The 25,835-nt window shown below is 54.4% G+C and carries 26 protein-coding genes and 3 tRNA genes; 16 read left to right on the top strand and 13 right to left on the bottom strand.

What is annotated here, in order from left to right; translation table 11 throughout:
• Positions 1 to 104 precede the first annotated feature (104 nt).
• From ABFV38_RS03165 to ABFV38_RS03130, 8 genes are all read left to right on the top strand, one after another.
• Entirely contained in the window at positions 105 to 749 is a 645-nt protein-coding gene (locus tag ABFV38_RS03165) for a YtjB family periplasmic protein (protein WP_045907748.1), read from the top strand.
• A gap of 39 nt (positions 750 to 788) precedes the next feature.
• Positions 789 to 1,814 carry a lipoate--protein ligase LplA gene (gene lplA / locus ABFV38_RS03160; RefSeq protein WP_348958479.1) on the top strand — a complete coding sequence of 342 codons (1,026 nt, stop codon included), beginning with the start codon at positions 789 to 791 and terminating at the stop codon, positions 1,812 to 1,814.
• 233 nt (positions 1,815 to 2,047) lie between these two features.
• Complete coding sequence (locus ABFV38_RS03155; protein ID WP_235402782.1) at positions 2,048 to 2,758, top strand: DUF1120 domain-containing protein; 711 nt, start codon at positions 2,048 to 2,050, stop codon at positions 2,756 to 2,758.
• Between the two features lie 245 nt (positions 2,759 to 3,003).
• Complete coding sequence (locus ABFV38_RS03150) at positions 3,004 to 3,720, top strand: DUF1120 domain-containing protein (RefSeq protein WP_348958478.1); 717 nt, start codon at positions 3,004 to 3,006, stop codon at positions 3,718 to 3,720.
• Between the two features lie 82 nt (positions 3,721 to 3,802).
• Positions 3,803 to 4,492 carry a fimbria/pilus chaperone family protein gene (locus ABFV38_RS03145; RefSeq protein WP_048028575.1) on the top strand — a complete coding sequence of 230 codons (690 nt, stop codon included), beginning with the start codon at positions 3,803 to 3,805 and terminating at the stop codon, positions 4,490 to 4,492.
• Positions 4,493 to 4,555: 63 nt separating this feature from the next.
• Positions 4,556 to 6,922, top strand: a complete 2,367-nt coding sequence (locus tag ABFV38_RS03140) for a fimbrial biogenesis usher protein (protein WP_348958477.1) — start codon at positions 4,556 to 4,558, stop codon at positions 6,920 to 6,922.
• Positions 6,913 to 7,476, top strand: coding sequence for a hypothetical protein (locus ABFV38_RS03135; RefSeq protein ID WP_164712094.1), 564 nt, complete (start codon positions 6,913 to 6,915; stop codon positions 7,474 to 7,476). Before ABFV38_RS03140 ends, ABFV38_RS03135 begins: the two co-directional genes overlap by 10 nt.
• 117 nt (positions 7,477 to 7,593) lie before the next feature.
• Entirely contained in the window at positions 7,594 to 8,298 is a 705-nt protein-coding gene (locus ABFV38_RS03130; RefSeq protein WP_348958476.1) for a DUF1120 domain-containing protein, read from the top strand.
• 43 nt (positions 8,299 to 8,341) lie between these two features.
• Here ABFV38_RS03130 and deoD read toward each other — a convergent pair whose 3' ends face one another.
• From deoD to deoC, 4 genes are all read right to left on the bottom strand, one after another.
• Positions 8,342 to 9,064 carry a purine-nucleoside phosphorylase gene (gene deoD, locus ABFV38_RS03125; protein WP_045907741.1) on the bottom strand — a complete coding sequence of 241 codons (723 nt, stop codon included), beginning with the start codon at positions 9,062 to 9,064 and terminating at the stop codon, positions 8,342 to 8,344.
• A gap of 103 nt (positions 9,065 to 9,167) precedes the next feature.
• The gene (deoB, locus tag ABFV38_RS03120; RefSeq protein WP_014882457.1) at positions 9,168 to 10,391 is read right to left on the bottom strand and encodes a phosphopentomutase; all 1,224 of its coding nucleotides are present in this window, start codon (positions 10,389 to 10,391) and stop codon (positions 9,168 to 9,170) included.
• Between the two features lie 53 nt (positions 10,392 to 10,444).
• Complete coding sequence (gene deoA / locus ABFV38_RS03115) at positions 10,445 to 11,767, bottom strand: thymidine phosphorylase (protein WP_024908263.1); 1,323 nt, start codon at positions 11,765 to 11,767, stop codon at positions 10,445 to 10,447.
• 101 nt (positions 11,768 to 11,868) lie between these two features.
• Positions 11,869 to 12,648, bottom strand: a complete 780-nt coding sequence (gene deoC, locus ABFV38_RS03110) for a deoxyribose-phosphate aldolase (protein WP_003856543.1) — start codon at positions 12,646 to 12,648, stop codon at positions 11,869 to 11,871.
• Between the two features lie 262 nt (positions 12,649 to 12,910).
• Here deoC and ABFV38_RS03105 point away from each other — a divergent pair, with 262 nt between their 5' ends.
• Together ABFV38_RS03105 and ABFV38_RS03100 are read left to right on the top strand one after the other, a co-directional pair.
• A complete protein-coding gene (locus ABFV38_RS03105; protein WP_348958474.1) occupies positions 12,911 to 14,458 on the top strand; it encodes a YjjI family glycine radical enzyme in 1,548 nt (515 codons plus the stop codon).
• Positions 14,433 to 15,293 carry a YjjW family glycine radical enzyme activase gene (locus ABFV38_RS03100; protein WP_348958472.1) on the top strand — a complete coding sequence of 287 codons (861 nt, stop codon included), beginning with the start codon at positions 14,433 to 14,435 and terminating at the stop codon, positions 15,291 to 15,293. The genes ABFV38_RS03105 and ABFV38_RS03100 overlap by 26 nt, the downstream gene beginning before the upstream one ends.
• Here the strand turns inward: ABFV38_RS03100 and ABFV38_RS03095 are convergent.
• From ABFV38_RS03095 to ABFV38_RS03060, 8 genes are all read right to left on the bottom strand, one after another.
• Positions 15,288 to 16,070: a TatD family hydrolase gene (locus ABFV38_RS03095; protein WP_348958471.1), complete on the bottom strand. Its 783-nt coding sequence runs from the start codon at positions 16,068 to 16,070 to the stop codon at positions 15,288 to 15,290. The genes ABFV38_RS03100 and ABFV38_RS03095 overlap by 6 nt on opposite strands.
• Positions 16,067 to 17,119 (bottom strand): patatin family protein, encoded by a 1,053-nt coding sequence (locus tag ABFV38_RS03090; RefSeq protein WP_348958470.1) that lies wholly within the window; start codon positions 17,117 to 17,119, stop codon positions 16,067 to 16,069. Before ABFV38_RS03090 ends, ABFV38_RS03095 begins: the two co-directional genes overlap by 4 nt.
• Before the next feature lie 120 nt (positions 17,120 to 17,239).
• The gene (locus tag ABFV38_RS03085) at positions 17,240 to 17,401 is read right to left on the bottom strand and encodes a DUF1328 domain-containing protein (RefSeq protein ID WP_003856556.1); all 162 of its coding nucleotides are present in this window, start codon (positions 17,399 to 17,401) and stop codon (positions 17,240 to 17,242) included.
• A 127-nt stretch (positions 17,402 to 17,528) separates the two neighbouring features.
• Positions 17,529 to 18,146 carry a molecular chaperone OsmY gene (osmY, locus tag ABFV38_RS03080; protein ID WP_008502075.1) on the bottom strand — a complete coding sequence of 206 codons (618 nt, stop codon included), beginning with the start codon at positions 18,144 to 18,146 and terminating at the stop codon, positions 17,529 to 17,531.
• A 299-nt stretch (positions 18,147 to 18,445) separates the two neighbouring features.
• Entirely contained in the window at positions 18,446 to 20,035 is a 1,590-nt protein-coding gene (gene prfC / locus ABFV38_RS03075; protein ID WP_008502076.1) for a peptide chain release factor 3, read from the bottom strand.
• Between the two features lie 91 nt (positions 20,036 to 20,126).
• Positions 20,127 to 20,804 (bottom strand): pyrimidine 5'-nucleotidase, encoded by a 678-nt coding sequence (gene yjjG / locus ABFV38_RS03070; protein ID WP_045907737.1) that lies wholly within the window; start codon positions 20,802 to 20,804, stop codon positions 20,127 to 20,129.
• A gap of 20 nt (positions 20,805 to 20,824) precedes the next feature.
• The gene (gene rimI, locus ABFV38_RS03065) at positions 20,825 to 21,268 is read right to left on the bottom strand and encodes a ribosomal protein S18-alanine N-acetyltransferase (RefSeq protein ID WP_008502078.1); all 444 of its coding nucleotides are present in this window, start codon (positions 21,266 to 21,268) and stop codon (positions 20,825 to 20,827) included.
• Positions 21,237 to 21,650, bottom strand: coding sequence for a DNA polymerase III subunit psi (locus ABFV38_RS03060; RefSeq protein WP_348958469.1), 414 nt, complete (start codon positions 21,648 to 21,650; stop codon positions 21,237 to 21,239). Before ABFV38_RS03060 ends, rimI begins: the two co-directional genes overlap by 32 nt.
• 102 nt (positions 21,651 to 21,752) lie before the next feature.
• Here ABFV38_RS03060 and rsmC point away from each other — a divergent pair, with 102 nt between their 5' ends.
• The 4 genes from rsmC (at position 21,753) to ABFV38_RS03040 (ending at position 23,283) form a co-directional block, all read left to right on the top strand.
• Complete coding sequence (rsmC, locus tag ABFV38_RS03055) at positions 21,753 to 22,781, top strand: 16S rRNA (guanine(1207)-N(2))-methyltransferase RsmC (protein ID WP_262765767.1); 1,029 nt, start codon at positions 21,753 to 21,755, stop codon at positions 22,779 to 22,781.
• Between the two features lie 172 nt (positions 22,782 to 22,953).
• Positions 22,954 to 23,040, top strand: a tRNA-Leu gene (locus tag ABFV38_RS03050).
• Between the two features lie 28 nt (positions 23,041 to 23,068).
• A tRNA-Leu gene (locus ABFV38_RS03045) sits at positions 23,069 to 23,155 on the top strand.
• Positions 23,156 to 23,197: 42 nt separating this feature from the next.
• A tRNA-Leu gene (locus ABFV38_RS03040) sits at positions 23,198 to 23,283 on the top strand.
• A 38-nt stretch (positions 23,284 to 23,321) separates the two neighbouring features.
• Here ABFV38_RS03040 and ABFV38_RS03035 read toward each other — a convergent pair.
• A complete protein-coding gene (locus ABFV38_RS03035) occupies positions 23,322 to 23,591 on the bottom strand; it encodes a DUF1435 domain-containing protein (protein WP_348958468.1) in 270 nt (89 codons plus the stop codon).
• 215 nt (positions 23,592 to 23,806) lie between these two features.
• On the opposite strand from ABFV38_RS03035, the gene ABFV38_RS03030 reads away from it, so the two are divergent.
• Together ABFV38_RS03030 and fhuF are read left to right on the top strand one after the other, a co-directional pair.
• Entirely contained in the window at positions 23,807 to 24,871 is a 1,065-nt protein-coding gene (locus ABFV38_RS03030) for a GGDEF domain-containing protein (protein WP_348958466.1), read from the top strand.
• A 95-nt stretch (positions 24,872 to 24,966) separates the two neighbouring features.
• Positions 24,967 to 25,755, top strand: coding sequence for a siderophore-iron reductase FhuF (fhuF, locus tag ABFV38_RS03025; RefSeq protein WP_048028595.1), 789 nt, complete (start codon positions 24,967 to 24,969; stop codon positions 25,753 to 25,755).
• Positions 25,756 to 25,835 lie beyond the last annotated feature (80 nt).

Raw genomic sequence — 25,835 nt, 5'->3', positions numbered from 1 at the left:
ATTTCGTTCGCGCCGGAAGGTTGCAGAGGGAAAATAACGCATGAGGCTACCCTGTAACCATCACTTCTGGCAACATTAAGCCGTAAATTTTCAGCAGGTGGAATATGGCTCGCGCAAAACTGAAATTCCGGCTCCATCGCGCCGTGATTGTCCTTTCCTGTCTCGCACTCTTAGTGGTGCTGATGCAAGGGGCATCGTGGTTTAGCCAGAATCATCAACGGCAACGCAACCCGCAGTTTGAAGAGCTGGCCCGCACGCTGGCACGCCAGGTGACGCTCAACGTCGCGCCGTCCATGCGAACCGAAACGCCGGACGATAAGCGAATAGGTCAGGTTTTACGCCTGCTGACGGAGAACAGCCGCATTCTTGATGCAGGCGTCTATGATGAGCAAGGCAACCTGATTGCCCGCGCGGGCGAACATGTCGACGTGCGCGACAGGCTGGCGCTGGACGGCAAAAAAGCCGGCGGCTACTTCAACCAACAGCTTGTTGAACCTATTCAGGGCAAGAATGGCCCTCTGGGGTATCTGCGCCTGACGCTCGACACCCATACTCTTCCGACTGAAGCCAAGCAGGTCGATAATACCACCAACATTCTGCGCCTGATGCTGCTGCTTTCGCTCGCCATTGGCGTTGTGCTGGCGCGCACCCTGCTTCGCGGCAAACGCACGCGCTGGCAGCAATCCCCGTTCCTGCTGACCGCCAGCCGGTCGGTCCCCGAAGACGAAGAGAGCGAGAAGAAAGAATAGTGATAAAGTAGGCGAACGATTCAGAAAAGGAACTTTGCCATGACGACGTTACGCCTGCTTATCTCTGACTCTTACGATCCCTGGTTTAATCTCGCGGTGGAAGAGTGCATCTTCCGCCAGATGCCTGCCACCCAGCGCGTCCTCTTTCTCTGGCGTAACGCCGATACGGTGGTCATTGGTCGTGCGCAAAATCCGTGGAAAGAGTGCAACACCCGGCGCATGGAAGAAGACAACGTCCGCCTGGCGCGCCGGAGCAGCGGCGGCGGTGCGGTGTTCCACGATCTGGGCAATACCTGCTTTACCTTTATGGCGGGAAAACCGGAATACGACAAAACCATCTCAACATCCATCGTCCTCAACGCGCTCAATGCGCTCAATGCGCTCGGCGTGACGGCTGAAGCCTCGGGACGCAACGATCTGGTGGTCAAAACGCCCGACGGTGACCGCAAGGTCTCCGGCTCTGCCTATCGTGAAACGATGGATCGCGGCTTCCACCACGGCACCCTGCTGCTGAATGCCGATCTGAGCCGTCTGGCGAACTACCTGAATCCTGACAAGAAAAAGCTACAGGCTAAGGGCATTACGTCCGTACGCGGGCGCGTGGCGAATCTGGTGGAACTGCTGCCCGGGATTACTCACGAGCAGATTTGCGATGCGATCCGTGACGCTTTCTTTGAACATTACGGTGAACAGGTAGAAGCCGAAGTGATCTCCCCGGACAAAACGCCGGACCTGCCCAACTTCGCCAACACCTTCGCCCGCCAGAGCAGCTGGGAGTGGAACTTCGGTCAGGCCCCTGCCTTTTCCCATCTGCTGGACGAACGTTTTACCTGGGGCGGCGTGGAATTGCACTTTGACGTTGAGAAGGGCCACATTACCCGCACGCAGGTCTTTACGGATAGTCTCAATCCGGCACCGTTAGAGGCGCTCGCCGCGCGTCTGCAGGGCTGTTTGTATCGGGCGGATATGTTGCAGCAGGAGTGTGATGCGCTGATCGGCGATTTTCCGCAACAAGAAAGAGAATTGCGGGAATTATCGGCCTGGATCGCCCAGGCTATAAAATAACCCGAATAAAAAGCGGTGAATAAATGCACCGCTTTTTTATTACTCGCCCCTCAAAAATGTAAATACATACACAAATGTATTTACCCGCATTAATATTTCTCAAAACAAAAATTAGAATTAATCATTATAGAATTAACATTAACCATTAATAGAATCTTCGCGCTTGCAACACTGCAAGTTAATGACTTCATGATAATTAATACAATTATTCAATTATTGGTTAAGGAATAACAATGAAAAAAGTTCTTCTTGCAACACTGATTGCAATGACGTCCACGGCAGCGCTGGCAGACGGCAGCATCGTGATGAAGGTTCAGGGCAAAATGAACAATGCTTCTTGCACCCCTGAATTAAGCAACGGCGGTTCTATTGACTTCGGAACTATCAAACTGGATCAGCTCTCTCCAACCCAGACCAACCAGATGGGTCATAAAGATATGTCTCTGACCATCAACTGCCCGTCTGCAACCAAAGTGGCCTGGAGTATTGCCGATAACAAAGAAGACTCCAATGCGGCAAACGATCTGAGCTCCAGCGAATTTTATATTCGTGATGCTAAAGACAATGGCGGAGACGTGTATGGTTCAGGCACCACCTATGGCGTAGGGACCACTGCCGCTGGCGACAAAATTGGTGCGTATGCGATCAGCACCCGCGTCAATGAAATTACCGCTAACGGTATGCCTGCCCAGGCTATCTGGGCACCAGCCTACGTGAACAGCAAAGGCGAATACATGTGGCGCAACCTCGCCACTGGCGTTATTGCTAATGGCAACGCGGAAATTATGACCGCGACCAAACCAGGTTACATTGCACCACTGGCCATCACCAACGTGGTATATCCGTTCAAAGTGTCTCTGGCGATTGTTAACACTAACCGCCTGTCTACCACGGATGAAGCACAACTGAGCGGTGAAACCACCATCACGCTGGTTTACCTGTAACTCTTGAATATAAGTCAATATCACGGCGGAGTATTCCGCCGTTCTCATTTAAATAAATACATTCATAAATGTTTAAATTAGCCTTATTAAATCTCAAAGCACGTGTAAGTAAAACTAATTATTGAATTACTTAAATCATTACTAAAATCGGCGCTGCTTGTCATGCCGATACGTATCGATTTGCAAGTCATTTTTTAATTAAAAATATCTGAGTTATTAACTCTTTCTATGGTTAAGGAATAACAATGAAAAAGCTCCTTCTCGCTACCGTTTTATCAATGGCAGCGACTGCGGTCTATGCTGAACCGACTGCAATGCTGAAAGTTCAGGGAACGCTGACCAGTGCAGGTTGCGTGCCTGAAATCAGCAACGGCGGTCTGGCAGATTTCGGCGAAGTGGGTCTGGATTCGCTTTCCTCCGGCGTGGCTTACCAGGCCGGTCATAAAGATGTGACTTTCACCATCAAATGCCAGTCCGCTACCCGCGTAGGCTGGACGATCAAAGATGACCGCGCAGATTCAAACGCCGGTAAGAATAAAACATCAAGCGAGTTCCACGTGGATAACGGCACGGCGAACGGCGCTCAGGCATCCGGTAACTACCAGCTGAACGGCGTGGGTAAAACCAGCGCAGGGGAAAACATCGGTGCCTATTCCGTTGCGACCTATCTAACTTCCGTCACCGCAGACGGCGCAACGGCTCAGCCTATTGCCGCGTCTATGTACACCGGTGGCACTATCAGCAGCAGAAGCTGGATCAACATGTGGAGCAGCGGCATCATCATGAACGACGGTACCGACGTGATGACCGTCGCCAAAACGGGTGAGCGTGCGCCAATGGCCTTCACCACTGCGGCTTTCCCACTGAAAATCGCGCTGGCTATCGCGCCAAGCAAAGATCTAACCCTGACCGACAAAACCGATCTCGACGGACAATCCACTATTACGCTGGTTTATCTGTAATTCAGCCTGTTGCCGCAAAACTCTCCATTTCGATGGGGAGTTTTTTAATACCGTTAACCACGAAAAAATCATGACCAGAATAATGAAAACGTCATCCCTGTTTTCCGTCCTTTTATTCGCGCTTCCCACCACGCTGTTCGCCGCAGGCATGGTACCTGAAACCACGCTGCTGATGATTGATGAAGCCAACCACGGCGGCGTAATGAGCGTCAAAAATACCGACACCATACCGACTCTGCTCTACACCTCTATCAACGATATCGAAGGGGAAAATGGCGTAAAGCTCAACGTCACCCAGCCCGTTGTTCGTCTGGAGCCTGGCCAGGAACAGCAGGTGCGTTTTATTCTTGAAACCGATAAACCTCTCACGGTCGAACACTATAAGCGCGTGATCTTCGAAGGCATTCCGCCGAAGAGCAAAGATAAAAACGTGAAGGTGGGGATTAACCTTCGCCAGGATCTGCCGGTACTGATCCATCCGAAAAGTCTGCCTGTCGTCACCGACGCGTGGAAGTTACTGACCTGGTCGCTGGAAGGAAAAGAGGTTGTGGTGCGCAATACCTCCCCTTACGTCGTGCGCTTCTCAACCGCCATTACCCTACTTCCATCGCGAGCAACCGGGCTGGTCAACAAGACCTTTATCCTGCCGGGTGAAACCATGAAAGTGCAGATGGACAAGCCGATGGGTAGCGCCGATAACGCAGTAGAGTTCAGCCCCGCGAGCCGCTACGGGATTGAAGTGGATAACTACACAGCCCCCCTTAAACGCTAAAACGACAGGGATGCTTTGGTGACTGAGCTATCATTGCGCAACAGGATGCGCCGAGCGGCAGTAGTGGCAGCATTACTGCCGTCTTCCGCGCTGCATGCGTCCGATGTGGACTTTAATACGGATATTCTGGCGACACGTGGCATCAGTACCAACCTCGCCCACTATTTCTCTGAAGCTCAACGCTATCTGCCTGGCAAGCATGCCGTGCAGGTAAAAATAAACGGCATTGAAAAGGGCAGCCTCGCCGTCAAGATTGGGGACGAAGGGCAGCTCTGCGTTGATGATGATTTCATCAGCGCCGTGGGGCTTTTACCGCTAAATATCAGCGAAAAAGAGACGTGTCATGACCTGCTCAAAGACTACCCTTCAGCCACGATTAAGCTCATGCCCAACACCGAGTCACTGGAGATATTCGTTCCGGCAGAAGCCATGGATAACGGGTTCTATGCCGCCAGGTTTTACTCTCACGGCGGCGTTGCGGGCCTCATTAACTACAACGCTTTCACCAACTACAACGAATATGGCAGCGGTGGCAACAGCACGTTTTCACAGGGAAATATCGGCACCGGCATTAACATTGCAAACTGGACGCTGCGCAGTAACTACATCCTGACGGACGATAACGGCACCCGCAGCGCCGAAAATCTTTACACCTACGCTGAGCACGTTTTTGAAGAGAAAAAAATGCGTGCGCAGGTTGGTCAAATCAATATCAACTCCGCCCTGTTTAGCGGCGCGCAAATTACCGGGGTCCAGCTCATGCCTGAAACCGGTCTTCAGCCCAATATTCAGGTCACGGAAGTCTCCGGTATTGCCCGTACAAACCAGGCTCGCGTTGAAGTTCGTCAGTCCGGTCAGGTTATCTATTCTTCGCTGATCAATGCCGGTCCCTTCACGCTGCCGGACGTACCGGTTTTGCGCAGCAATGTCGACCTGGATGTCAGTGTCATCGAAACCGATGGCTCAACAACCCATTTCACCGTGCCCTCATCAGCCCTCAACGTCATCGGGAGCAACCGTGCCGAGGGGTTAAATCTGGCACTTGGTCAGGTTCGCGACAGTGGCGATGAAAAGAATTCCCCCTGGGTGTTCACCGTGTCTGACGGTACGAGCCTGACCACACGCCTGACTGCCGTTGCGGCAAGCGTGCTGGCCGAGAAATACCAGTCTACCGGTGCAAAGCTCGACTGGTCCGTCAATGAAAACTGGCTCATTTCACCCAGCGTGTTGCTGAGTCAGTCCCGCTTTTATGATACGCAGCGGGGCAGCAAGTTTGAGCTCAGCAGCAATATTTTACTCCCCGCGCAGCTGACGCTCGGGGTCAGTGCATCTCAGTATAACAGCGACTTTCGTGAGCTCACCGAAGCCATGGACGAAGAATCGCAAAGCTATGAAAACGCATGGAATACCAGCCTCAGCTGGAACAACGAATACATCGGCTCCCTCTCTTTACAATACAGCGCGAACTCTGGCGATGAGAGCAGCGGTGACTCACGCTATCTGATGGCCTCGTGGAGCAAAAGCCTGGGGCGTACCTCGCTGTCCGTAAACTGGCAACACGCCATGAGCAATAGCGAAACAGAAAACAGCACCAGCAACAATGACGATCTCTTCTATGTCAGCCTGATCGTCCCTCTGGGCGACGATCGCGTCAGTACCTACATGCGCACTCAGGGTGAAAAGCAAAACTATGGCGTCCAGGACAGCGGTTCTATCGGCCGAAACCTCAACTACAACATTTCTGCCGATCGCGATAATCAGGACAAAAGTCAGTCCTTTAACGGCAATATCACGACCAACCTGCACTATACCCAACTTGGGCTGTCTGCCGGTCTGAATGACGGAAACCAGCATAACTACAGCGCATCGTTAGGGGGTGGCATTGTCATGCACCGCCATGGCCTCACCTTTGCCCCCTTCCCGGTGAAAGAGACCTTTGGCATTGCAAGGCTAAGTGAGCCGGAAAGCGGGATAGAAATCACCACACCCGATGGCACCGTCTGGACAGATTACTGGGGGCAAGCCGTCGTTCCCGGGCTCAGAGAGTGGCAGAAATCACAAATTGTGATCAATACCAGCTCGCTGCCACAGGGGATGGATTTATCAAATGGTATCCAGACCGTGTCCGCGGCCTACGGCTCATTTGCACAGGTCGATTTCCAGGTGCTGAATACCCGTCGCGTGATGCTGAAGGTAAAACATGTCAATGGCGGCTGGCTCGAAAAAGGGCTAAGTATCGTGGACAAAGACAGCAACTATATTGTCAGCGTGATGGATAACGGCAGCGTGTTTATTTCCGATGCTTCGACGACGCCGGAGCTATATGTCGTGGACGACAATATGACGCGTTTATGCCAGATCCACTACACGCTGAATGAAGAGAAAGATAAAGACGCCTATTACGAAAAAGCAGAAGGAACATGCCAGTGAAAATAGTTAACGTGATGCTGAGCGGTCTGACATTATTTTTCGCCTCTCAGGTATTCAGCGAGGAGTGCCAGATGACCCTTTCTCAGCCGACCGTCTCGTTTGGCCGATTCAAACAGGACGATATTGCTGCCTCTCTGAAAAACTGGAATCGCATGCCCGCAAAAGAGGTGATGATCAACGTGTTTTGCCCTCAGCCTCAGGTCATGGCCCTGTTCATGCAGTCCGCGTCTGGCGCCAACGGCGGCGTGCTGTTTGGGCAGGAGGGACGGCTGGCGCTGGTCGCGAACAACATGACGGTAGACGGACGCCACTACGATCTCGTCAAAACCACCGACCGGGTAAAATTTACCTCTTCAGACAGCCCCAAAGAACATGTTTTCCTGAAAAACAACGACGGCATCATTGCTCGCCAAAACGCGACACCGGTTCAGGGCAAGCAAATGAGCGTAACCATAAAACTTATACCCATCATTAATAATAACCAGCTGCGCAGAATTTCCGATAATACCGACCTGGAAAGCACCCTCGCCTGGGAATTATTAACAAGCGAGTAAAAGAATTCACCTCCATATTCATTTTTTGGGTGAAGAGTAAGAAGAAAAATAAACCTTTTAAATTATGGATCCGTCCATTCAATTTAATATTCATTACATCTATGTTAAGGATTAACCATGAAAAAGAGTCTCCTTGCCGCCGCACTGGCACTGGCAGCGACCTGTGCCCATGCGGGTGACACAGCGGTACTGAAAGTCAAAGCGTCGCTGACCGGCAATTCCTGTACGCCTGAACTCAGCAACAATGGCGTGATCGATTTCGGTACCGTCCAGGTCGGCGATCTCTCTCAAACCCAGGCAACCCAGCTGGGTGAAAAGGGTCTGACGCTCACGATCAACTGCCCAACGCCGACTAAAGTGGGCTGGAGCATCGCGGATAACCGCGTGGACACCAACGCCAGCACCGGCAGCAGTTCCAATCTGAAGGTGATGAACGCGACGTCTAACGGTGGCGAGCTGCGCGGCAGCATCTCGACCTTTGGTCTGGGTAAAACGCATGACGGTAAGAACATCGGCGCATACTCAGTGTATACCAGCACCGGTGACGTCACGGCGAACGGCGCAACGGTTGAGCCAATCCGTACTGCGCTGTCTGCCGGTACAGGCATGGGCCGCTGGCAGAAAGCCAATGGTGGCACCATTGCGAACAAAGACCTGGGTCTGATGAGCGTGGCATCTGCCGGTAAAACCGACCCGATGGCGGTGACCAGCGTCTCTTTCCCGTTGAACGTCTCGCTGGCAGTGGAAAACCTGAAGAAGCTGTCTCTGACGGAAGACACCGAGTTTGATGGTCAGGCGACGATCAGCGTCGTGTATCTGTAAGAAGTGAAAATGCCGGGCAGCGAATGCCGCCCGGCAGACAACATTACGCTTTATCGCCCAGCAGAACGGATTCCAGCGCGATTTTGATCATGTCGTTGAAGGTGGTCTGACGCTCAGCGGCAGTGGTCTGCTCATGAGTACGGATATGGTCGGACACGGTGCAGATGGTCAGCGCTTTCGCACCAAACTCAGCCGCAACGCCGTAGATGCCCGCCGCTTCCATTTCCACGCCCAGAATGCCGTATTTTTCCATCACGTCGAACATCTCGCCGCCGTCTGGTGCATAGAACAGATCGGCAGAGAAGAGGTTACCCACGCGCGCGTCAACGCCCAGCGCTTTTGCCGCGTCAACCGCGTCACGCACCATGCCGAAGTCAGCGATTGCCGCGAAGTCATGGTCTTTGAAACGCATGCGGTTTACTTTGGAATCGGTGCAGGCACCCATGCCGATAACCACGTCGCGCAGCTTAACGTCCATACGCACCGCGCCACAGGAGCCCACGCGGATGATTTTCTTCACGCCGAAGTCGGTGATCAGCTCTTTGGTGTAGATAGAGCAGGATGGGATACCCATACCGTGACCCATGACGGAGATTTTGCGGCCTTTATAGGTACCGGTGAAGCCCAGCATGCCGCGTACGTTATTCACTTCACGCACGTCTTCGAGGAAGGTTTCTGCAATGTGCTTCGCGCGCAGCGGGTCGCCCGGCATCAACACAACGTCAGCGAAATCACCCATTTCTGCATTAATGTGAGGAGTTGCCATCTTCAGTTCCTTTTACATTGTTGTTTTTGCCGGGTGGCGGCTATGCCTTACCCGGCCTACAAAACCGTAGGCCCGGTAAGCGAAGCGCCACCGGGCAATGACATCAGAACATGGCCTTGCCATATTCCATGTCAGACGTACCAAAATATTTCGCCAGGGTCTGGCCGATGTCCGCGAAGGTTTCACGGTGACCCAGCGAGCCCGGCTTCACTTTCGGGCCGTACACCAGCACCGGAATGTGCTCGCGGGTGTGGTCGGTACCGGTCCAGGTTGGGTCACAGCCGTGGTCCGCGGTCAGGATCAGAATGTCATCTTCACCCACCAGCTCCATCAGCTCCGGCAGACGGCGGTCGAACAGCTCAAGACCCGCAGCATAACCCGCGACGTCACGACGGTGACCCCAGGAGGAGTCGAAGTCCACGAAGTTGGTGAAGACAATGGTCTTGTCGCCCGCTTCTTTCATCTCTTTGATGGTGGCATCGAACAGCGCATCGAGACCGGTCGCTTTGACCTTTTTGGTAATACCGCAGTTAGCGTAGATATCCGCGATTTTACCCACGGACACCACGTGACCGTCTTTCTCATCGACCAGCTTCTGCAGCACGGTTGGCGCCGGCGGCTCAACGGCCAGATCGTGACGGTTACCGGTACGCTGGAAGTTACCCGCTTTGTCACCAATAAACGGACGCGCGATCACGCGGCCAATGTTGTAGCCGCCTTCGGTCAGCTCTTCGCGGGCGATTTCACACAGCTCGTAGAGTTTATCCAGGCCAAACGTCTCTTCGTGGCAGGCAATCTGGAACACGGAGTCAGCAGAAGTGTAGAAAATCGGCTTGCCGGTTTTCATGTGCTCTTCGCCGAGCTGGTCCAGAATCACGGTACCGGAAGAGTGGCAGTTGCCGAGGTAACCCGGCAGGTTGGCACGCTTCACCAGCTTATCGAGCAGCTCCTGCGGGAAGCTGTTCTCGTGATCGGAGAAATAACCCCAGTCGAACAGCACCGGCACACCTGCGATTTCCCAGTGGCCAGACGGGGTGTCTTTACCGGAGGAGAGCTCGTGCGCCCAGGCATAGGCGCCCACGACTTCCGCGTTGCCGTCCATACCGGCTGCGATTTTACCGGTAGAGCCTTCATGCGCTTTCACCAGCCCAAGGCGGGTCAGGTTGGGTAGAGTCAGAGGGCCTTTACGACCGTTGTCCGCTTCGCCTTTCGCACAGGCTTCCGCGATGTGACCCATGGTATCGGAACCCACGTCACCAAAACGTTCTGCATCTTCGGTTGCGCCGATGCCGAATGAGTCCAGCACCATAATAAATGCACGTTTCATAATTGTTCTCCGTACGTAGTGCTTCAAAAATTATCGATCAGATCAGTATACCGCTATTCGGTGATACGGCGATAGACAGTCGGTGTGGTTTCCGGTGCTTTATCGTCAAGCGTGATGGCCGCTTTCACCGCTTTCGCCGCTTCCTGCCAGCTGGCTTCGTCTTTGGCGTGGATCACCGCCAGCGGACGTTGGCCGTCAACGCTGTCGCCCAGACGGGCCATATCGGTAAAGCCGACGCTGTAATCAATGGTGTCTGAGGCCTGACGACGGCCGCCGCCCATTGAGACCACCGCCATGCCGAGGGCACGGGTGTCCATGGCGGAGACAAACCCTTCGCTATCGGCATACACCGCTTTGCTGAGCGTCGCGGTTGGCAGGTACTTCGCGTAATTTTCGACGAAATCGGTCGGGCCTTTTTGCGCCGCGACCATGCGGCCGAAGATCTCCGCCGCTTTGCCGTTGTCCAGCACCGCCTGCAGCTTCGCGCGGGCGTCGGCGTCGTCTTTGGCGAGCTTGCCGGAGATTAACATCTCAACGCACAGCGCCATGGTGACGTCGAACAGGCGCGGGTTACGGTATTCCCCCGTCAGGAACTGGACGGCTTCACGCACTTCGACGGCGTTACCGGCGCTGGAAGCCAGCACCTGGTTCATATCGGTGAGCAGTGCGGTAGTGCGCACGCCTGCGCCGTTGGAGACGCCAACGATCGCTTCGGCCAGCGCCTCAGAGAGTTCATAGGTTGGCATAAACGCGCCGCTGCCTACCTTCACGTCCATCACCAGCGCGTCCAGCCCTTCTGCCAGCTTCTTCGCCAGGATAGAGGCGGTGATCAGCGGGATAGAGTCAACGGTCGCGGTGATGTCGCGGGTCGCGTAGAAACGCTTGTCTGCCGGAGCAAGAGAGCTGGTCTGGCCGATAATCGCCACACCAACGTCTTTAATAATGTCGCGGAAGCGGTTGTCATCCGGGAAGATATCGAAGCCCGGAATGGCTTCCAGTTTGTCGAGCGTACCGCCGGTGTGGCCCAGACCGCGTCCGGAGATCATCGGGATGTAACCGCCACAGGCTGCCACCATTGGGCCGAGCATCAGGGAGGTCACGTCACCCACGCCGCCGGTGGAGTGTTTATCCACAATCGGGCCGTTAAGGTTGAGGCTTTTCCAGTCCAGAACGGTTCCTGAATCTCGCATCGCCATGGTCAGCGACACGCGCTCAGGCATCGACATATCGTGGAAGAAAATGGTCATCGCCAGAGCCGCAATCTGCCCTTCTGAGACGGTGTTATCACGAATGCCGTTGATGAAGAAGCGGATCTCTTCGTCGCTTAATGCATGACCATCACGTTTTTTACGAATAATTTCTTGTGCGAGAAACACGGTAACCCCCATGAGGAATCGGGTGAATGGTGGCGGGTACGGTTTACCCGACCACGATCCGGGTAGGCCGGGTAAGCGTAGCGCCACCCGGCAATTCAAACTTAGTAGCTGCTTGCGCTCTTACCGTCGCCGTGACCCAGCGCCTTCAGCAGGCTGGCCAGCAGGCTGGACGCACCGAAGCGGTAGTGACGGGAATCGGCCCAGTCGGCGCCGAACAGTTCGTCGGCAATCGCCAGGAACTGCTGCGCGTCTTCGGCGGTACGCACGCCGCCCGCAGGTTTGAAGCCTACGGTTTTGGACACGCCCATGTCGCGGATCACTTCCATCATGATGCGCGCGCTTTCCGGGGTCGCATTTACCGGCACTTTACCGGTAGAGGTTTTAATGAAATCCGCACCGGCTTTGATGGAGATTTCAGACGCTTTACGAATCAGCGCCTCTTCTTTCAGCTCGCCGGTTTCGATGATCACTTTAAGCAGCACGTTTGCCGCCGCACACGCGTCTTTACAGGCCTTCACCAGGTCAAAACCGACCTGCTCGTTACCGGCGATCAGCGCGCGGTAAGGGAACACCACGTCAACTTCGTCTGCACCGTAGGCAATCGCCGCGCGGGTTTCTGCCAGCGCAATCTCGATATCGTCGTTGCCGTGCGGGAAGTTAGTCACGGTTGCAATGCGCACGTCCGGGGTGCCCTGCTCTTTCAGCGTCTTACGGGCAATCGGGATAAAGCGCGGGTAGATACAAACGGCTGCGGTATTACCCACTGGCGTTTTCGCCTGATGGCACAGGGCGATGACCTTCTCATTGGTGTCGTCATCGTTCAGGGTAGTCAGGTCCATCAGTTTCAACGCGCGCAGGCTGCTTGCAGTTAAATCGGTCATAACAATCTCCAACGGCAGTGCCGTATAAATTTTACCTTGCGGGTCTGTGAGTATTCTAACATCCACCCGCATCCACACTTCGACATTCATCACAGTTAATGAAAACTGCGTACAAATTTGCATTACTGTAATGAGATCTTCTTCAAACTTTAGTGCGCAGATTGCCGACTAAAGCAGCAATACCCCCTGTGGGATCAAAAGCGCCAACAGGCAGGCTTTCTACAATCCGTTCATCATCCGCAGAACATTCAAGGAAGCGAATATGCCCCACTCCAGCCCCGACGCCCTGCAGCAACGTTGCCAGCAGATTGTGACAAGCCCGGTGTTAACCCCGGAACAAAAACGTCATTTTCTGGCGCTGGAAGCGGAAAACAACCTGCCGTATCCGGCACTTCCTGAAGCTGCGCGCGCCGCGCTGGTCGAGGGGTTTATCTGTGACATGTTCGAAGGCCATGCGCCTTACAAACCCCGTTACGTTCTGCCGGATTACGCAAAATTTCTGGCTAACGGTTCAGAATGGCTGGAGCTGGAAGGGGCAAAAGATCTCGACGATGCCCTCTCGCTGTTAACCATCCTCTACCATCATGTTCCGTCCGTCACATCGATGCCGGTCTATCTCGGCCAGCTTGATGCGCTGCTGCAACCGTATGTTAGAATTCTAACACAAGAAGAAATCAATAGCCGAATAAAACGTTTCTGGCGCTATCTTGACCGTACGCTGCCGGATGCCTTTATGCATGCCAATATCGGGCCGGAAGATACGCCCATCACCCGTGCCATTCTGCGTGCCGATGCAGAGCTGAAGCAGGTCGCGCCGAACCTGACCTTTATTTATGATCCAGAGATCACCCCGGATGATTTACTGCTTGAGGTGGCGAAAAACATATGTGAATGCAGCAAACCGCATATTTCTAATGGCCCGGTGAATGATAAAATTTTCACAAAAGGCCGTTATGGCGTGGTGAGCTGTTACAACTCCCTGCCTCTGGCTGGCGGTGGCAGCACCCTGGTGCGTCTCAACCTCAAGGCCATCGCCGAACACAGCACGTCAAGTGAAGACTTCTTCAGGCGCGCCCTTCCGCACTACTGCCAGCAGCAAATGGCCATCATTAATGCCCGCTGCGATTTCCTGTATCAACAATCCGGCTTCTTTGAGAATAGCTTCCTGGTGAAAGAGGGGCTGATTGATGCCGATCGGTTTGTACCGATGTTTGGCATGTACGGTCTGGCAGAAGCGGTAAACGTGCTCTGTGAGAAAGCAGGCATCGCGGGACGTTACGGAAAGGATGAACAGGCCAACGCGCTGGGCTATCGCATCAGCGAACAGCTTGCAGCGTTTGTCGAAAACACGCCGGTGAAATACGGCTGGAAGCAGCGCGCGATGCTTCATGCGCAGTCGGGGATCAGCTCCGATTCGGGCACCACGCCGGGCGCGCGCCTGCCCTACGGTGACGAGCCGGATCCCATCAGCCACCTGCTGGCGGTGGCTCCCCATCACAAGCACTACTCTTCCGGGATAAGCGATATCCTGACGCTGGATGAAACGGTAAAACGCAACCCGCAGGCGGTGGTCCAGCTGTGCCTGGGCGCGTTCAGGGCGGGTATGCGCGAGTTTACCGCCAACGTAGCGGGTAACGATCTGGTGCGCGTCACCGGGTATATGGTGCGGCTATCGGATCTGGAGAAATACCGGGAAGCAGGGTCGAGAACGAACACCACGTGGCTGGGGGAAGAAGCCGCACGCAATACCCGCATTCTGGAACGTCAGCCGCGCGTGATTAGCCATGAACAGCAGATGCGCTTTAGTTAGTCAGGTCATTCCTTTTTCCTGCGTGGACGGGCCGGGCAGCCGCCTGGCCCTGTTTCTGCAGGGCTGCAACCTGCGCTGTAAAACCTGCCACAACCCGTGGACGATCGGCCGCTGCAACGACTGCGGGGACTGCGTGCCCCACTGCCCGCACGACGCGCTGACCATTCAGGCCGGGCGCGTCTGGTGGCAGGAGAGCGACTGCCAGCAGTGCGACACCTGCCTGCACCTGTGCCAGCAACAGGCGACGCCCATGGCGCACCGCCTGAGCGTGGAGGAGATCCTCACCCAGGTCCGCAAATCCGCACCGTTTATCGAGGGGATCACCGTAAGCGGCGGTGAAGCCACAACGCAATTGCCGTTTTTAGTGACGCTGTTCGCCGCGATCAAAGCCGATCCCGCCCTGAATCATCTGACCTGCCTGGTCGACAGCAACGGTTTGTTAAGCGAAACCGGCTGGCAAAAGCTGCTGCCGGTACTGGATGGCGCGATGCTGGACCTGAAAGCATGGGGGAACGAACACCACCGCTTCCTGACCGGACGCGACAATCAGCAGATCAAGCAGAGTATCCGCTGGCTGGCAGAACGCCACCGTTTGACGGAGCTCCGCCTGCTGGTGATTCCGGGGCAGTGTGATTATCTGGAACACCTCAAGCCGTTGACGGCGTTTATCCACGGGCTGGGAAACGTGCCGGTCCGCCTTAACGCGTTTCATGCGCACGGCGTATACGGTGAGGCAGCGTCATGGCGCAGCGCCACGCCGGAAGACGTTGAACCGCTGGCGCGGGCGCTGGAAAAACAGAAAATAACGGTGATCCGCCCGGCGCTTTATCTATAGCGTGATGCCAAATACCGAACGCGTATTTTCCAGCAGCGCATCGGCAATTACCTCTTCTGGCTCCTGTCGCAGTTCACACAGGGCGGTGAACACGCGCGCCGCCTGTTCCGGGCGATTCGGCTGTCCCTGAAAACCATTCAGCGGCATATCCGGCGCGTCAGTTTCCAGCAGAAGCGCCGACAGCGGCAGCTGTGCCATCACGTCACGGGTTTTACTGGCGCGCGGATAGGTGATGGTGCCACCCACACCAATTTTGTAGCCCAGTTCAATGAAACGCTGCGCCTGCTGCAGGCTGCCGGAGAAACCGTGTACGACGCCCCTGCGCGGCAGATCGTGACGCTTCAGGTGCATTGCCAGCTTATCGTGCGTGCGTCTTGAATGAAGGATCACCGGCAGATCGTGACGCTTCGCCAGCCTGAGCTGCGCGTCGAGGATCGTCTGCTGGCGCTCAAACTGCGGGTCCTCGCGATAAAGATCGAGGCCGATCTCACCGATGGCGACAAGCTTGTCGCCTGCGGTCCGCAGGATCTCATCAAGTCCATCAATGTGCTCATCACGATGCCGCTCAATCACGATCGGATGCAGGCCGAGCGCCGCATAGAGCGCAGGGTGACGCGTGGAAAGATTCAGCACGCGGGAAAAGTAAGCCGCTTCCACTGAAGGCACAATAATGGCCTGAACGCCTACGTCAGCCGCTTTCGCAATACTGTGTTCTTCATCTCCCGTAAACGGTGGGAAATCAAAGTGGCAATGGGTATCGACAAAGCGGTGCATCACGCCAGATCCTCGTTATCCAGTAAAGCGTCATTCGCCTGCGGAATGTCCACCAGGGGCACCGTCAGAGCGTCGTTGGCGACAATCGCAGGCGGCGTAATAATGCATTTATGGCGATGAAGCGGCGGTTGCTCCGCCAGCATTTTCCCCACCGTCGCCAGGAAGTAGCGTCCACACAGCCGCCCCGTTTTGTAATCCATGCGCAGCGCAGGGACGCGGCTGCCCAGCGCCATGCTCAGCAGCGGCTTAGGCGGATAAATTTCAAAAATACGCAGCTTACCCGGCGGCTTTTCAATGAAACGCTGCATCGCGCCGTAGGTGGTTTCATGCTGCTTCGCGATGTTCACCAGCGGCTGCAGGCTGCTGTCGCCCAGCCAGCGCTCCATCCGCTTAAACCACTGCGGGGTGTAATACATTTGCGACGGTACGGTACGGATCACCACAATGGTTTTCGCCCCGCGACGGGCGGCTTCCTGCACCGGCACGGCGTCACTGATCCCGCCGTCCAGATAGCTAATGCCGTCCAGCAGCGCACCGGTACGATAAAAACCGGGAATGGCGCTGGAGGCGCGGATGATGTCCAGCCAGTTCTCCTTCTGCGGAGAAAAATAGCCCGGCGAATAGTCATCCCCTCGGCTGGCGCACATCCAGAATTCTTTACCGCTATCAAACAGGCGGGCCGCGGTATCCATGGCCAGCGGCATCTGGCTGGAGGTTGATTCCAGCAGCCAGTCGAGGTCGATCAGGTTACCGCCGCGCACAAACCGCACCGGATTAAAAAATTCTTTCGCCGTGGTGTAGCGCATGATGACCTTTCGCGCGTAGCCGGGCTGGTTACAGACATAGGCAGAGAGGTTCTGCGCCCCGGCAGACGTGCCGAAGTACAGGTCAAACGGGTTGAACTGCGCGCGCATAAATTCGTCCAGCACGCCAGCGGTAAAAATGCCGCGCTGTCCGCCACCCTCGCAGACCAGCGCGAGTTGACCTGCGCGAAACGGTTTTAACGTCAGCGGCGCAATATTGCCGAGCGTAACGGGAATTCGTTGCCCCACCTCTGCTTTCCTGTTTTGATTATTTTATAACACCACAGTAACGCACCCGACCTGTTACGCAAATAAGAAAAAGCCAGTCGCAGTGACTGGCTTTATTTTGTTGACGGAATATTGCGTTTGCTACGGACGTCGACGCCCCGTAAACAGGCTGACCAGGAACAGAATAATACCGACAACGAAGACAATTTTAGCTGCCCATGCCGCTGTACCTGCCAGTCCACCAAAGCCCAATGCGGCGGCAATTAACGCGATAACCAGAAATATAATGCCCCAACGAAACATAAGCTTCTCCTTTACCATAGTTAATGTCGGCCGCTAAACGTGAGCGCTCAGGTCACTCACCGGCGTTTTTCCAGATTCGTTCTTATATCGCCCGCAGGTTTTAGCCAGACGGGCGAATGGTCCAGATTTACTTCGTTTTCAGATCGTTTTTAACGCTTTTCACACCATCAATCGCTTTCGCAATGGACTCGGCACGTTCACTTTGCGCCTGCGAATCTACCGTACCGGAAAGCTGAACCACACCATCGGTGGTTTCCACTTTCACCTTACGGGACGGCACGATGTCATCTGCTAAAAGTTTAGCTTTGATTTCGCTGGTGGTGGCTGCATCACCGGCATAACCTTTCACCGACGCGTTTTTGCCGTCACGGACGTGCAGCTTATCGCTGACGGAGGCAACGCCTTCGACGCCTTTCGCCACTTTCACCGCCTGTTCTGCCTGAGCCTGGCTTTCAACAAAGCCGCTCAGCGTGACCACTTTTTTGTCGGTCTTAACGGAAATATCGGTGCTCTTGATGGCTTCATCATCCACCAGTGCGGCTTTCACTTTTGCTGTGATAGAGCTGTCATCCATGAAATTGCCGACTTTATTCATAGAGCTATCGATTTTTTGCCCTGCGCTGTCAGCCGTGGATTGTGCTTTATCCATGGTGCTGCTTTCCGCCAGGGCGGAGCCGCTCACCAGAACGCTACCCAGTGTTACAGCCAGCAGAGTTTTAGAAATCTTCAGTCTTGTCATATTCATCGATCTATTCCTGTGTTGACCCGTTATTCGGGCTACGTACTTCCTTAGTAGTGATATATATTGCGAATAAACACGCGGGCAAAATGGATAACCTAAAGCCATGCATTGAACAGTTAATTTATCCACGCCCGGTGTTAAACACTGAGTTAAATATAGATCACTCTCACAGAGCCGCTTTCAGAATTGGGTAAAAAACGCGCGAATAGCGTGAAATTGCGTTGAATTAAGAACATTCCGCAAGGGATTAATAAGACAGGAATAAAAGAAGAGCACGGCTGCTGCCGTGCTCTGAGAGGGGATTAGTGCTCGCGGGTTTTACGGAACTGAACGTCCGGATAACGTTCCTGCGTCAGATTCAGGTTGACCATCGTTGGCGCGATATAGGTCAGGTTATCGCCGCCATCCAGCGCCAGCTGAACTTCATTCTTACGCTTAAATTCTTCGAATTTCTTCACGTCAGAACACTCAACCCAGCGCGCGGTCGCGACGTTCACCGATTCGTAAATCGCTTCTACGTTGTATTCGCTCTTCAGGCGCGCAACGACCACGTCAAACTGCAGCACGCCGACCGCACCAACGATCAGATCGTTGTTCGCAATCGGGCGGAAGACCTGCACGGCGCCCTCTTCGGAGAGCTGAACCAGGCCTTTCAGCAGCTGTTTCTGCTTAAGCGGATCGCGCAGACGAATGCGACGGAACAGTTCCGGCGCGAAGTTCGGAATACCGGTGAACTTCATCATTTCACCCTGCGTGAAGGTGTCGCCGATCTGGATGGTGCCGTGGTTGTGCAGACCGATGATGTCGCCCGGATAGGCTTCTTCAACGTGCGAACGGTCACCCGCCATAAAGGTCAGCGCGTCAGAGATGACAACGTCTTTCCCGATACGCACCTGGCGCAGCTTCATGCCCTTTTCATATTTACCGGACACCACGCGCATAAAGGCCACGCGGTCACGGTGTTTCGGATCCATGTTGGCCTGAATCTTAAATACGAAGCCGGTGAACTTCTCTTCTTTTGCTTCCACTTCACGGGTGTCGGTTTTGCGCGGCATCGGCTGCGGCGCCCACTCCACCAGACCGTCGAGCATGTGGTCAACGCCGAAGTTACCCAGTGCGGTACCGAAGAAGACCGGGGTAATTTCGCCGCTCAGGAACAGCTCTTTGTCGAATTCGTGAGACGCGCCCTTGACCAGCTCCAGCTCGTCGCGCAGCTGCGCGGCCAGCTCTTCCCCGACCGCCGCGTCCAGATCCGGGTTGTCCAGACCTTTAACAATGCGCACTTCCTGAATGGTGTGGCCTTTACCGGTCTGATACAGGTAGGTTTCGTCTTTATAGAGGTGATAAACGCCTTTGAACAGCTTACCGCAGCCAATCGGCCAGGTGATTGGCGCACAGGCGATCTTCAGCTCGTTTTCCACTTCATCCATCAGCTCCATCGGATCGCGGATGTCACGGTCGAGTTTGTTCATAAAGGTGAGGATCGGCGTATCGCGCAGACGGGTCACTTCCATCAGCTTACGGGTACGATCTTCTACACCTTTCGCGGCGTCGATCACCATCAGACAGCAGTCCACCGCCGTCAGGGTACGGTAGGTATCTTCGGAGAAGTCTTCGTGGCCCGGGGTGTCCAGCAGGTTCACCAGGCAGTCGTGATACGGGAACTGCATCACGGAGGTGGTAATCGAAATACCACGCTGTTTTTCCATCTCCATCCAGTCGGATTTTGCATGCTGGCTGGAGCCACGGCCTTTAACGGTACCCGCAGTCTGGATCGCCTGTCCGAACAGCAATACCTTCTCAGTGATGGTCGTTTTACCGGCATCGGGGTGCGAGATAATGGCAAAAGTGCGGCGCTTGGCCACCTCTTGCAGATAAGGAGACAACGTCATAATTAAATCTTCTTTTATAAGCGCGGCAGCACGCCACGCATCATGGAATACAAAATTGCGGCTATTTTACCCATCAACGGGGGGCAGGCAATCATTGTTTACACAGGAGTTGCTCCAGTTCGTTCAACGACGTCACGGTCCAGGTCGGCTCGATGCCGTCAGGCTTCTCACGGCCATGCGCATTGAGCCACACAGTCGACAGACCGGCCTTCATGCCGCCCAGAATATCTGACTCTGCCGTATCCCCCACCATCAGGACACGATCGCGGTCGGGATTGCCGGCCTGCGCCAGCGCGTAGTCGAAAATTCGCGGATCTGGCTTCGGCACGCCAACCTCTTCCGAGATCACCAGCGCGTCAAAATGATCGCGCAGGCCGGTGCGCTCAAGGCGGATCTGCTGCAGGGCGGTAAAACCGTTGGTGATGATCCCCAGTTTCACCTTACCTTTCAACGCATTCAGCAGGGAAACCGCGCCCGGCAGCGGCGCACAGATATCGGCCATGGCGTTAAGGAAAGCCTCGTTCAGCGTCCCCGGACTGACCTTTAAGCGTTCCGCCCAGACGTCAAAGCGCTGGTGCTGAAGCTGTAACGCGGTGATGGCACCGTTCTGGTAATCCACCCACAGCGGTTTGTTGACCGCCTGATAGTCCTGAAAATCTTCAGCGGTGAAGGTTACGCTATAGTCGAGAAACATCCGCTGCAGGCCGCCGAACGAGTCGAACGTAAACAGCGTTTCGTCGGCATCAAAGAAAATCCAGTCCCATTTCATCGTTACAACCTTATTTTTTATTATCCAATCGGCAGAGCCATTATGATGGCGTCTTCACGTCCCTCTGCGGTGGGGTAGTAGTTACGGCGGATTGTCGCCTCGTTAAAGCCTAAGCTTTCATAGAGCGCGATGGCGGCGACATTCGACGCGCGCACCTCCAGCCACAGGGTGAAAACGTCACGGGTTTCGAGCTCACGGATGAGATGCTCAAGCAGTTCTCTTCCCAGCCCACGGCGCTGAAACGCGGGATCAACCGCGATATTAAACAGCGTCGCCTCATCAAGAACAACCTGCGTGATCGCGAAAGCGGCCATGGTGCCGTCAACGTCCAGGCGGTAGTTCAGATACCGTTCGCCCTGATTGCTGGCGAAGGTTTTTTCGCTCCACGGAAACGCGTGGGCGCGTGTTTCAATCGCGAACGCTGTGGACAGGTCAGGCGTCGTGAGGGAAGAAATCGTGTTCATATTCGCAGATTTGTTGCCATAGCGCGCTGCGCGCTTTTGGGTTGGCTTTCAGTTCGTCCAGCGCTGGCGAGCAGATCTGGCTCCCCTGAAGAGAGATCTCATTCGCCTCTCCGATACGCCAGCTGTTACAGCGGCTATCAGGAGGCAGCATCGCGACACGCTCTGGCGTCAGCGGTAAAACCTGGTCGACCGTCAGCTTCAGGCTGCGAAGGACATCATCGATCAGGGGGTCATTCAGGGCAGGCAGTTCTTCCGCCACCATCACCAGACGAACGTGCGCCGGGATGGAGATGGCGATTTCGCCCTGCAACGCCGTCGGGCGACGCAAAGCCCACTGGGTGATGCCCAGCTGCTGCAACTGCCAGTCTCGTCGGGATGTCATAGGGAAAACTCCTGTCTCTCAGGCGCGCAAATATAGCAAATGTGTCGAAAGTGCGCCATCTACCTACTATAATCCCCGCCTGAGTTTATTGAGGAACAATTCATGTCTGCATTTACCCCGGCAAGTGAAGTCTTGCTGCGTCACAGTGATGATTTCGAAGAAAGCCGTATTCTGTTTGCCGGAGATATGCAGGATGACCTGCCCGCGCGTTTCGACTGTGCTGAAAGCCGTGCCCACACCCAATACTACCACCACTGGCAGGTGCTGAGCCGCCAGATGGGCGAGCGCGCGCGCTTTAGCCTGGTGGCAGAGCAGAGCGACATCGCCGACTGCGATACGCTGATCTACTACTGGCCGAAGAATAAACCGGAAGCCCAGTTCCAGCTGATGAACCTGCTCTCCCTGCTGCCGGTCGGCTGCGATATTTTCGTGGTCGGTGAAAACCGCAGCGGCGTGCGTAGCGCGGAACAGCTGCTGGAAGGCTATGCGCCGCTGAACAAAGTCGACAGCGCTCGCCGCTGTGGTCTGTACCATGGCCGTCTGGAAAAACAGACAACGTTTGATGCGCAGGCATACTGGGATGAGTACCAGCTTGACGGCCTGACCATCAAAACGCTGCCGGGCGTGTTCAGCCGTGATGCGCTGGATACGGGCAGCAAGCTGCTGCTTTCCACTCTGACGCCGCACACCAAAGGCAAAGTGCTGGACGTGGGCTGCGGCGCGGGCGTGCTTTCTACCGTGCTCGCCAGCCATTCGCCAAAGGTGCGTTTAACCCTGTGTGACGTGAGCGCCCCGGCGGTTGAAGCCAGCCGCGCAACGCTTGCCGCAAACGGCATTGAAGGCGAGGTGATTGCCAGCAACGTCTTCTCCGATATCACCGGTCGCTTCGACATGATCATCTCTAACCCGCCGTTCCACGACGGTATGGAGACCAGCCTGGAAGCGGCACAAACGCTGATCCGTGGCGCAACCCGTCACCTCAACAGCGGCGGTGAGCTGCGTATCGTCGCGAACGCCTTCCTGGCGTACCCGAAAGTGCTGGATGAAACCTTTGGCTTCCACGAAGTTATCGCCCAGACCGGCCGCTTTAAGGTCTACCGCACCGTAATGACGCGTCAGGCCAAAAAGTAATCGCCTCCCTTGTAGGCCGGATACGCGACAGCGCCATCCGGCTATACAGGGCGCGTCCATCGGCCATTTTTCCATCAATCAAGGCATCACGCGCACTTTTCTGTTGACGTAAAGCTGAAAACATCTAGAATGCGCCTCCGTGGTTACGATACTTTTACAGTATCGATGGTATGCGAAGGTGGCGGAATTGGTAGACGCGCTAGCTTCAGGTGTTAGTGTCCTTACGGATGTGGGGGTTCGAGTCCCCCCCCTCGCACCATAAATCACGATGATATTGCTCGCACTGGGCGAAGGTGGCGGAATTGGTAGACGCGCTAGCTTCAGGTGTTAGTGTCCTTACGGATGTGGGGGTTCGAGTCCCCCCCCTCGCACCAACGAGGCGATATCAACATAGCAATAAAAAGTAAGATGACTGTGCGAAGGTGGCGGAATTGGTAGACGCGCTAGCTTCAGGTGTTAGTGTCCTTAGGATGTGGGGGTTCGAGTCCCCCCCCTCGCACCAATTATCTTACAACCCCTCTGAATATCTTCTTTTCCCTGTTATTTCAAACTCATCAGTATCACCAGAATTCCGCTGACCAGCGCGACACACGATGGCAGTAAAACAAAGTGACGCAGTTGCTTATGCCAGATCATGCCTGACGTGACTAACAGTCCTGACACAATGATGGCTTTCCAGGTATCAAGAGAGAGATCGGCAAACGTCAAACCGCCGAGAATGGCTCCCGGTAGCAATACCCCCCAACCGCTGCCCAGCGCCCTGTTCAACATGATTTGCCCTCCTTCAACGATAATGATAACCAATATCATATGACAGAGATTATCATTTGTCAGCTGAATGAATCAAAATCCATCGACCTTTACCTTTCCCGTAATGACAGGAATTGCCTAAGGTGATAAATTGCGCACCTGTTAACAACGTCTAAAGATTTTCTGATAATTACTCTTTGCGCTTTTTGCATATTTTATTGCGAAACGACATCTATTTATTTGTTTTAATTAAATTTTAATAAAAACACACGACTATGACATCACAATCCTGGCGGTCTTTGGTTCACAGAAAATATCAATTATCGTTACGTTTATTTTTATTTCTGAACGCAACCTCGGCAGTGTTCTCGGTAACAAACCCGCTCAATTCTGTACGACTGTTTTCCGCCCCTCTGATTGCTATTTTCTCCATCAGTACCGGCCTGTTCATCTGGCACTGGAGAAAGCGCGCGCGGAAGATAAATATTCCTGTCGTTTCAGGGATCTTCGGTATTTTGTGGGCATGGCAAATTGTCTCCAAATTCGCCTTAATTACCCACGATCATGCGACGTATTTGTTAATCGCCCTTTTAACGGTGCTTTTTATCGGCACGCTGGCGTTCGCCAGTAATATCAAAGCCTTTACGCTGCATTCACTGCCCACCTTTATTGTCTGCCTGTGGTTAAGCGATCACGATATATGGCTGAGAATGACCTATTCTTTCGCACTTCCTGTGGTGGCAATTGCTATTCATAACATTTTGCAAAGACGCAACGACCGTTTCGCTCAGGAGCTGCTCTCTCGCCTTCTGGAAGAACGAGAAACCCTTACCGATCTCAGCATGATGGACCCGCTTACCGGGCTCTATAATCGTCGCGGTCTGCAAAGCCGTCTGGAGAATCTGCCCACGGTAGAAAATGGCGAGCACTTTGTTCTGCTGATGGATATCGACCACTTCAAAGCCTATAACGACCATTACGGCCATATGATGGGCGACCAGGCGCTGAAGCGCGTCTCTGCAGCAATCCGCGATGCCGTGCGTTCTCGCGATATTGTGGCGCGTTTTGGTGGGGAAGAGTTTATGGTGCTGCTGACCAACATTTCACTCGAACACGCCCGCCAGACGGCCGAGCGGATCCGTCAGAAAGTCTATGATTTGAAAATCCCGCATCTGTTTAACGAAAGCGTCGCGACAAACGTCACCATCAGCATTGGTATCGCCATTTTCGAGGATGAAGACGTGGAAGGCGCGCTGGAAAAAGCGGACAAAGCCCTCTATGAAGCAAAGCATATGGGACGCAATAACATTCTGTTAAGTGAAGAGATTCAGACGGTGTAGACATAACGACGATGTCACCCGGACAAAAGTCTTGCCATTGGTATGAGCAATAGTTAGGATTGGCAATCATTATCATTTAGATTTCTATCTATACTATGGCCACGCATACTGCACACATCGTCGAACCTCTCCTCTGGCGAGCGCCGCTCACCAGCGGGAATGCTTCGCTTGCAGATGCGATACGGGACAAAATTGCGGAAACGCGCGCCCACCTGCTGGATTTTATCCGGCTTGACGAAGCGCCCCCGTCCCACGCGATGACGCTCTCAGAGTGGCGACAGCCGTCAAAGCTGCAATCGCTGCTGGCCACCTATTCCGACCATATCTATCGCAATCAACCCACCCTTACGCGGGAAAATAAACCCCTGCTCTCTCTCTGGGCGCAGTGGTATATCGGGTTGATGGTGCCGCCGCTCATGCTGGCGCTGTTAACACAGAAGAGCATGCTGGAACTCTCGCCGGATAATTTCCATGTTGAGTTTCACGAAACCGGACGTGCTGCCTGCTTCTGGATTGATCTCCACGAAAACCACAGCGCTGAACCCCTGACGGCTCAGGAACGTATGGAGCAGCTCATCACCCAGACTCTGATCCCGGTGGTGGAAGCGCTGGAAGCGACGGGAGAGATTAACGGGAAGCTTATCTGGAGCAATACGGGCTATTTAATCCACTGGTATTTAACAGAAATGAAGCCGCTGCTCGGTGATGAGAACGTTGAGGCCCTGCGTCAGTCCTGTTTCTTTGCCAGGCAGCTTTCCGATGGCCGTGACAACCCGCTATTCCGCACCGTTGTACTCCGTGACGGGCTTCTGGTTCGCCGCACCTGCTGCCAGCGTTATCGCCTGCCGGACGTTAAGCAGTGTGGGGATTGCACGCTGAAGTAGAGCAGTGAATTGCCCGGTGGCGCTTCGCTTACCTGGCCTACAAAAACAAAAAACGGCAACCTGCGTTGCCGTTTTGTTTT

The sequence above is a fragment of the Enterobacter cloacae complex sp. Mu1197 genome (genome assembly GCF_040059225.1).
Classification (GTDB): Bacteria; Pseudomonadota; Gammaproteobacteria; order Enterobacterales; family Enterobacteriaceae; genus Enterobacter; species Enterobacter quasiroggenkampii.
This window is presented reverse-complemented; position numbering and strand designations above follow the sequence as displayed.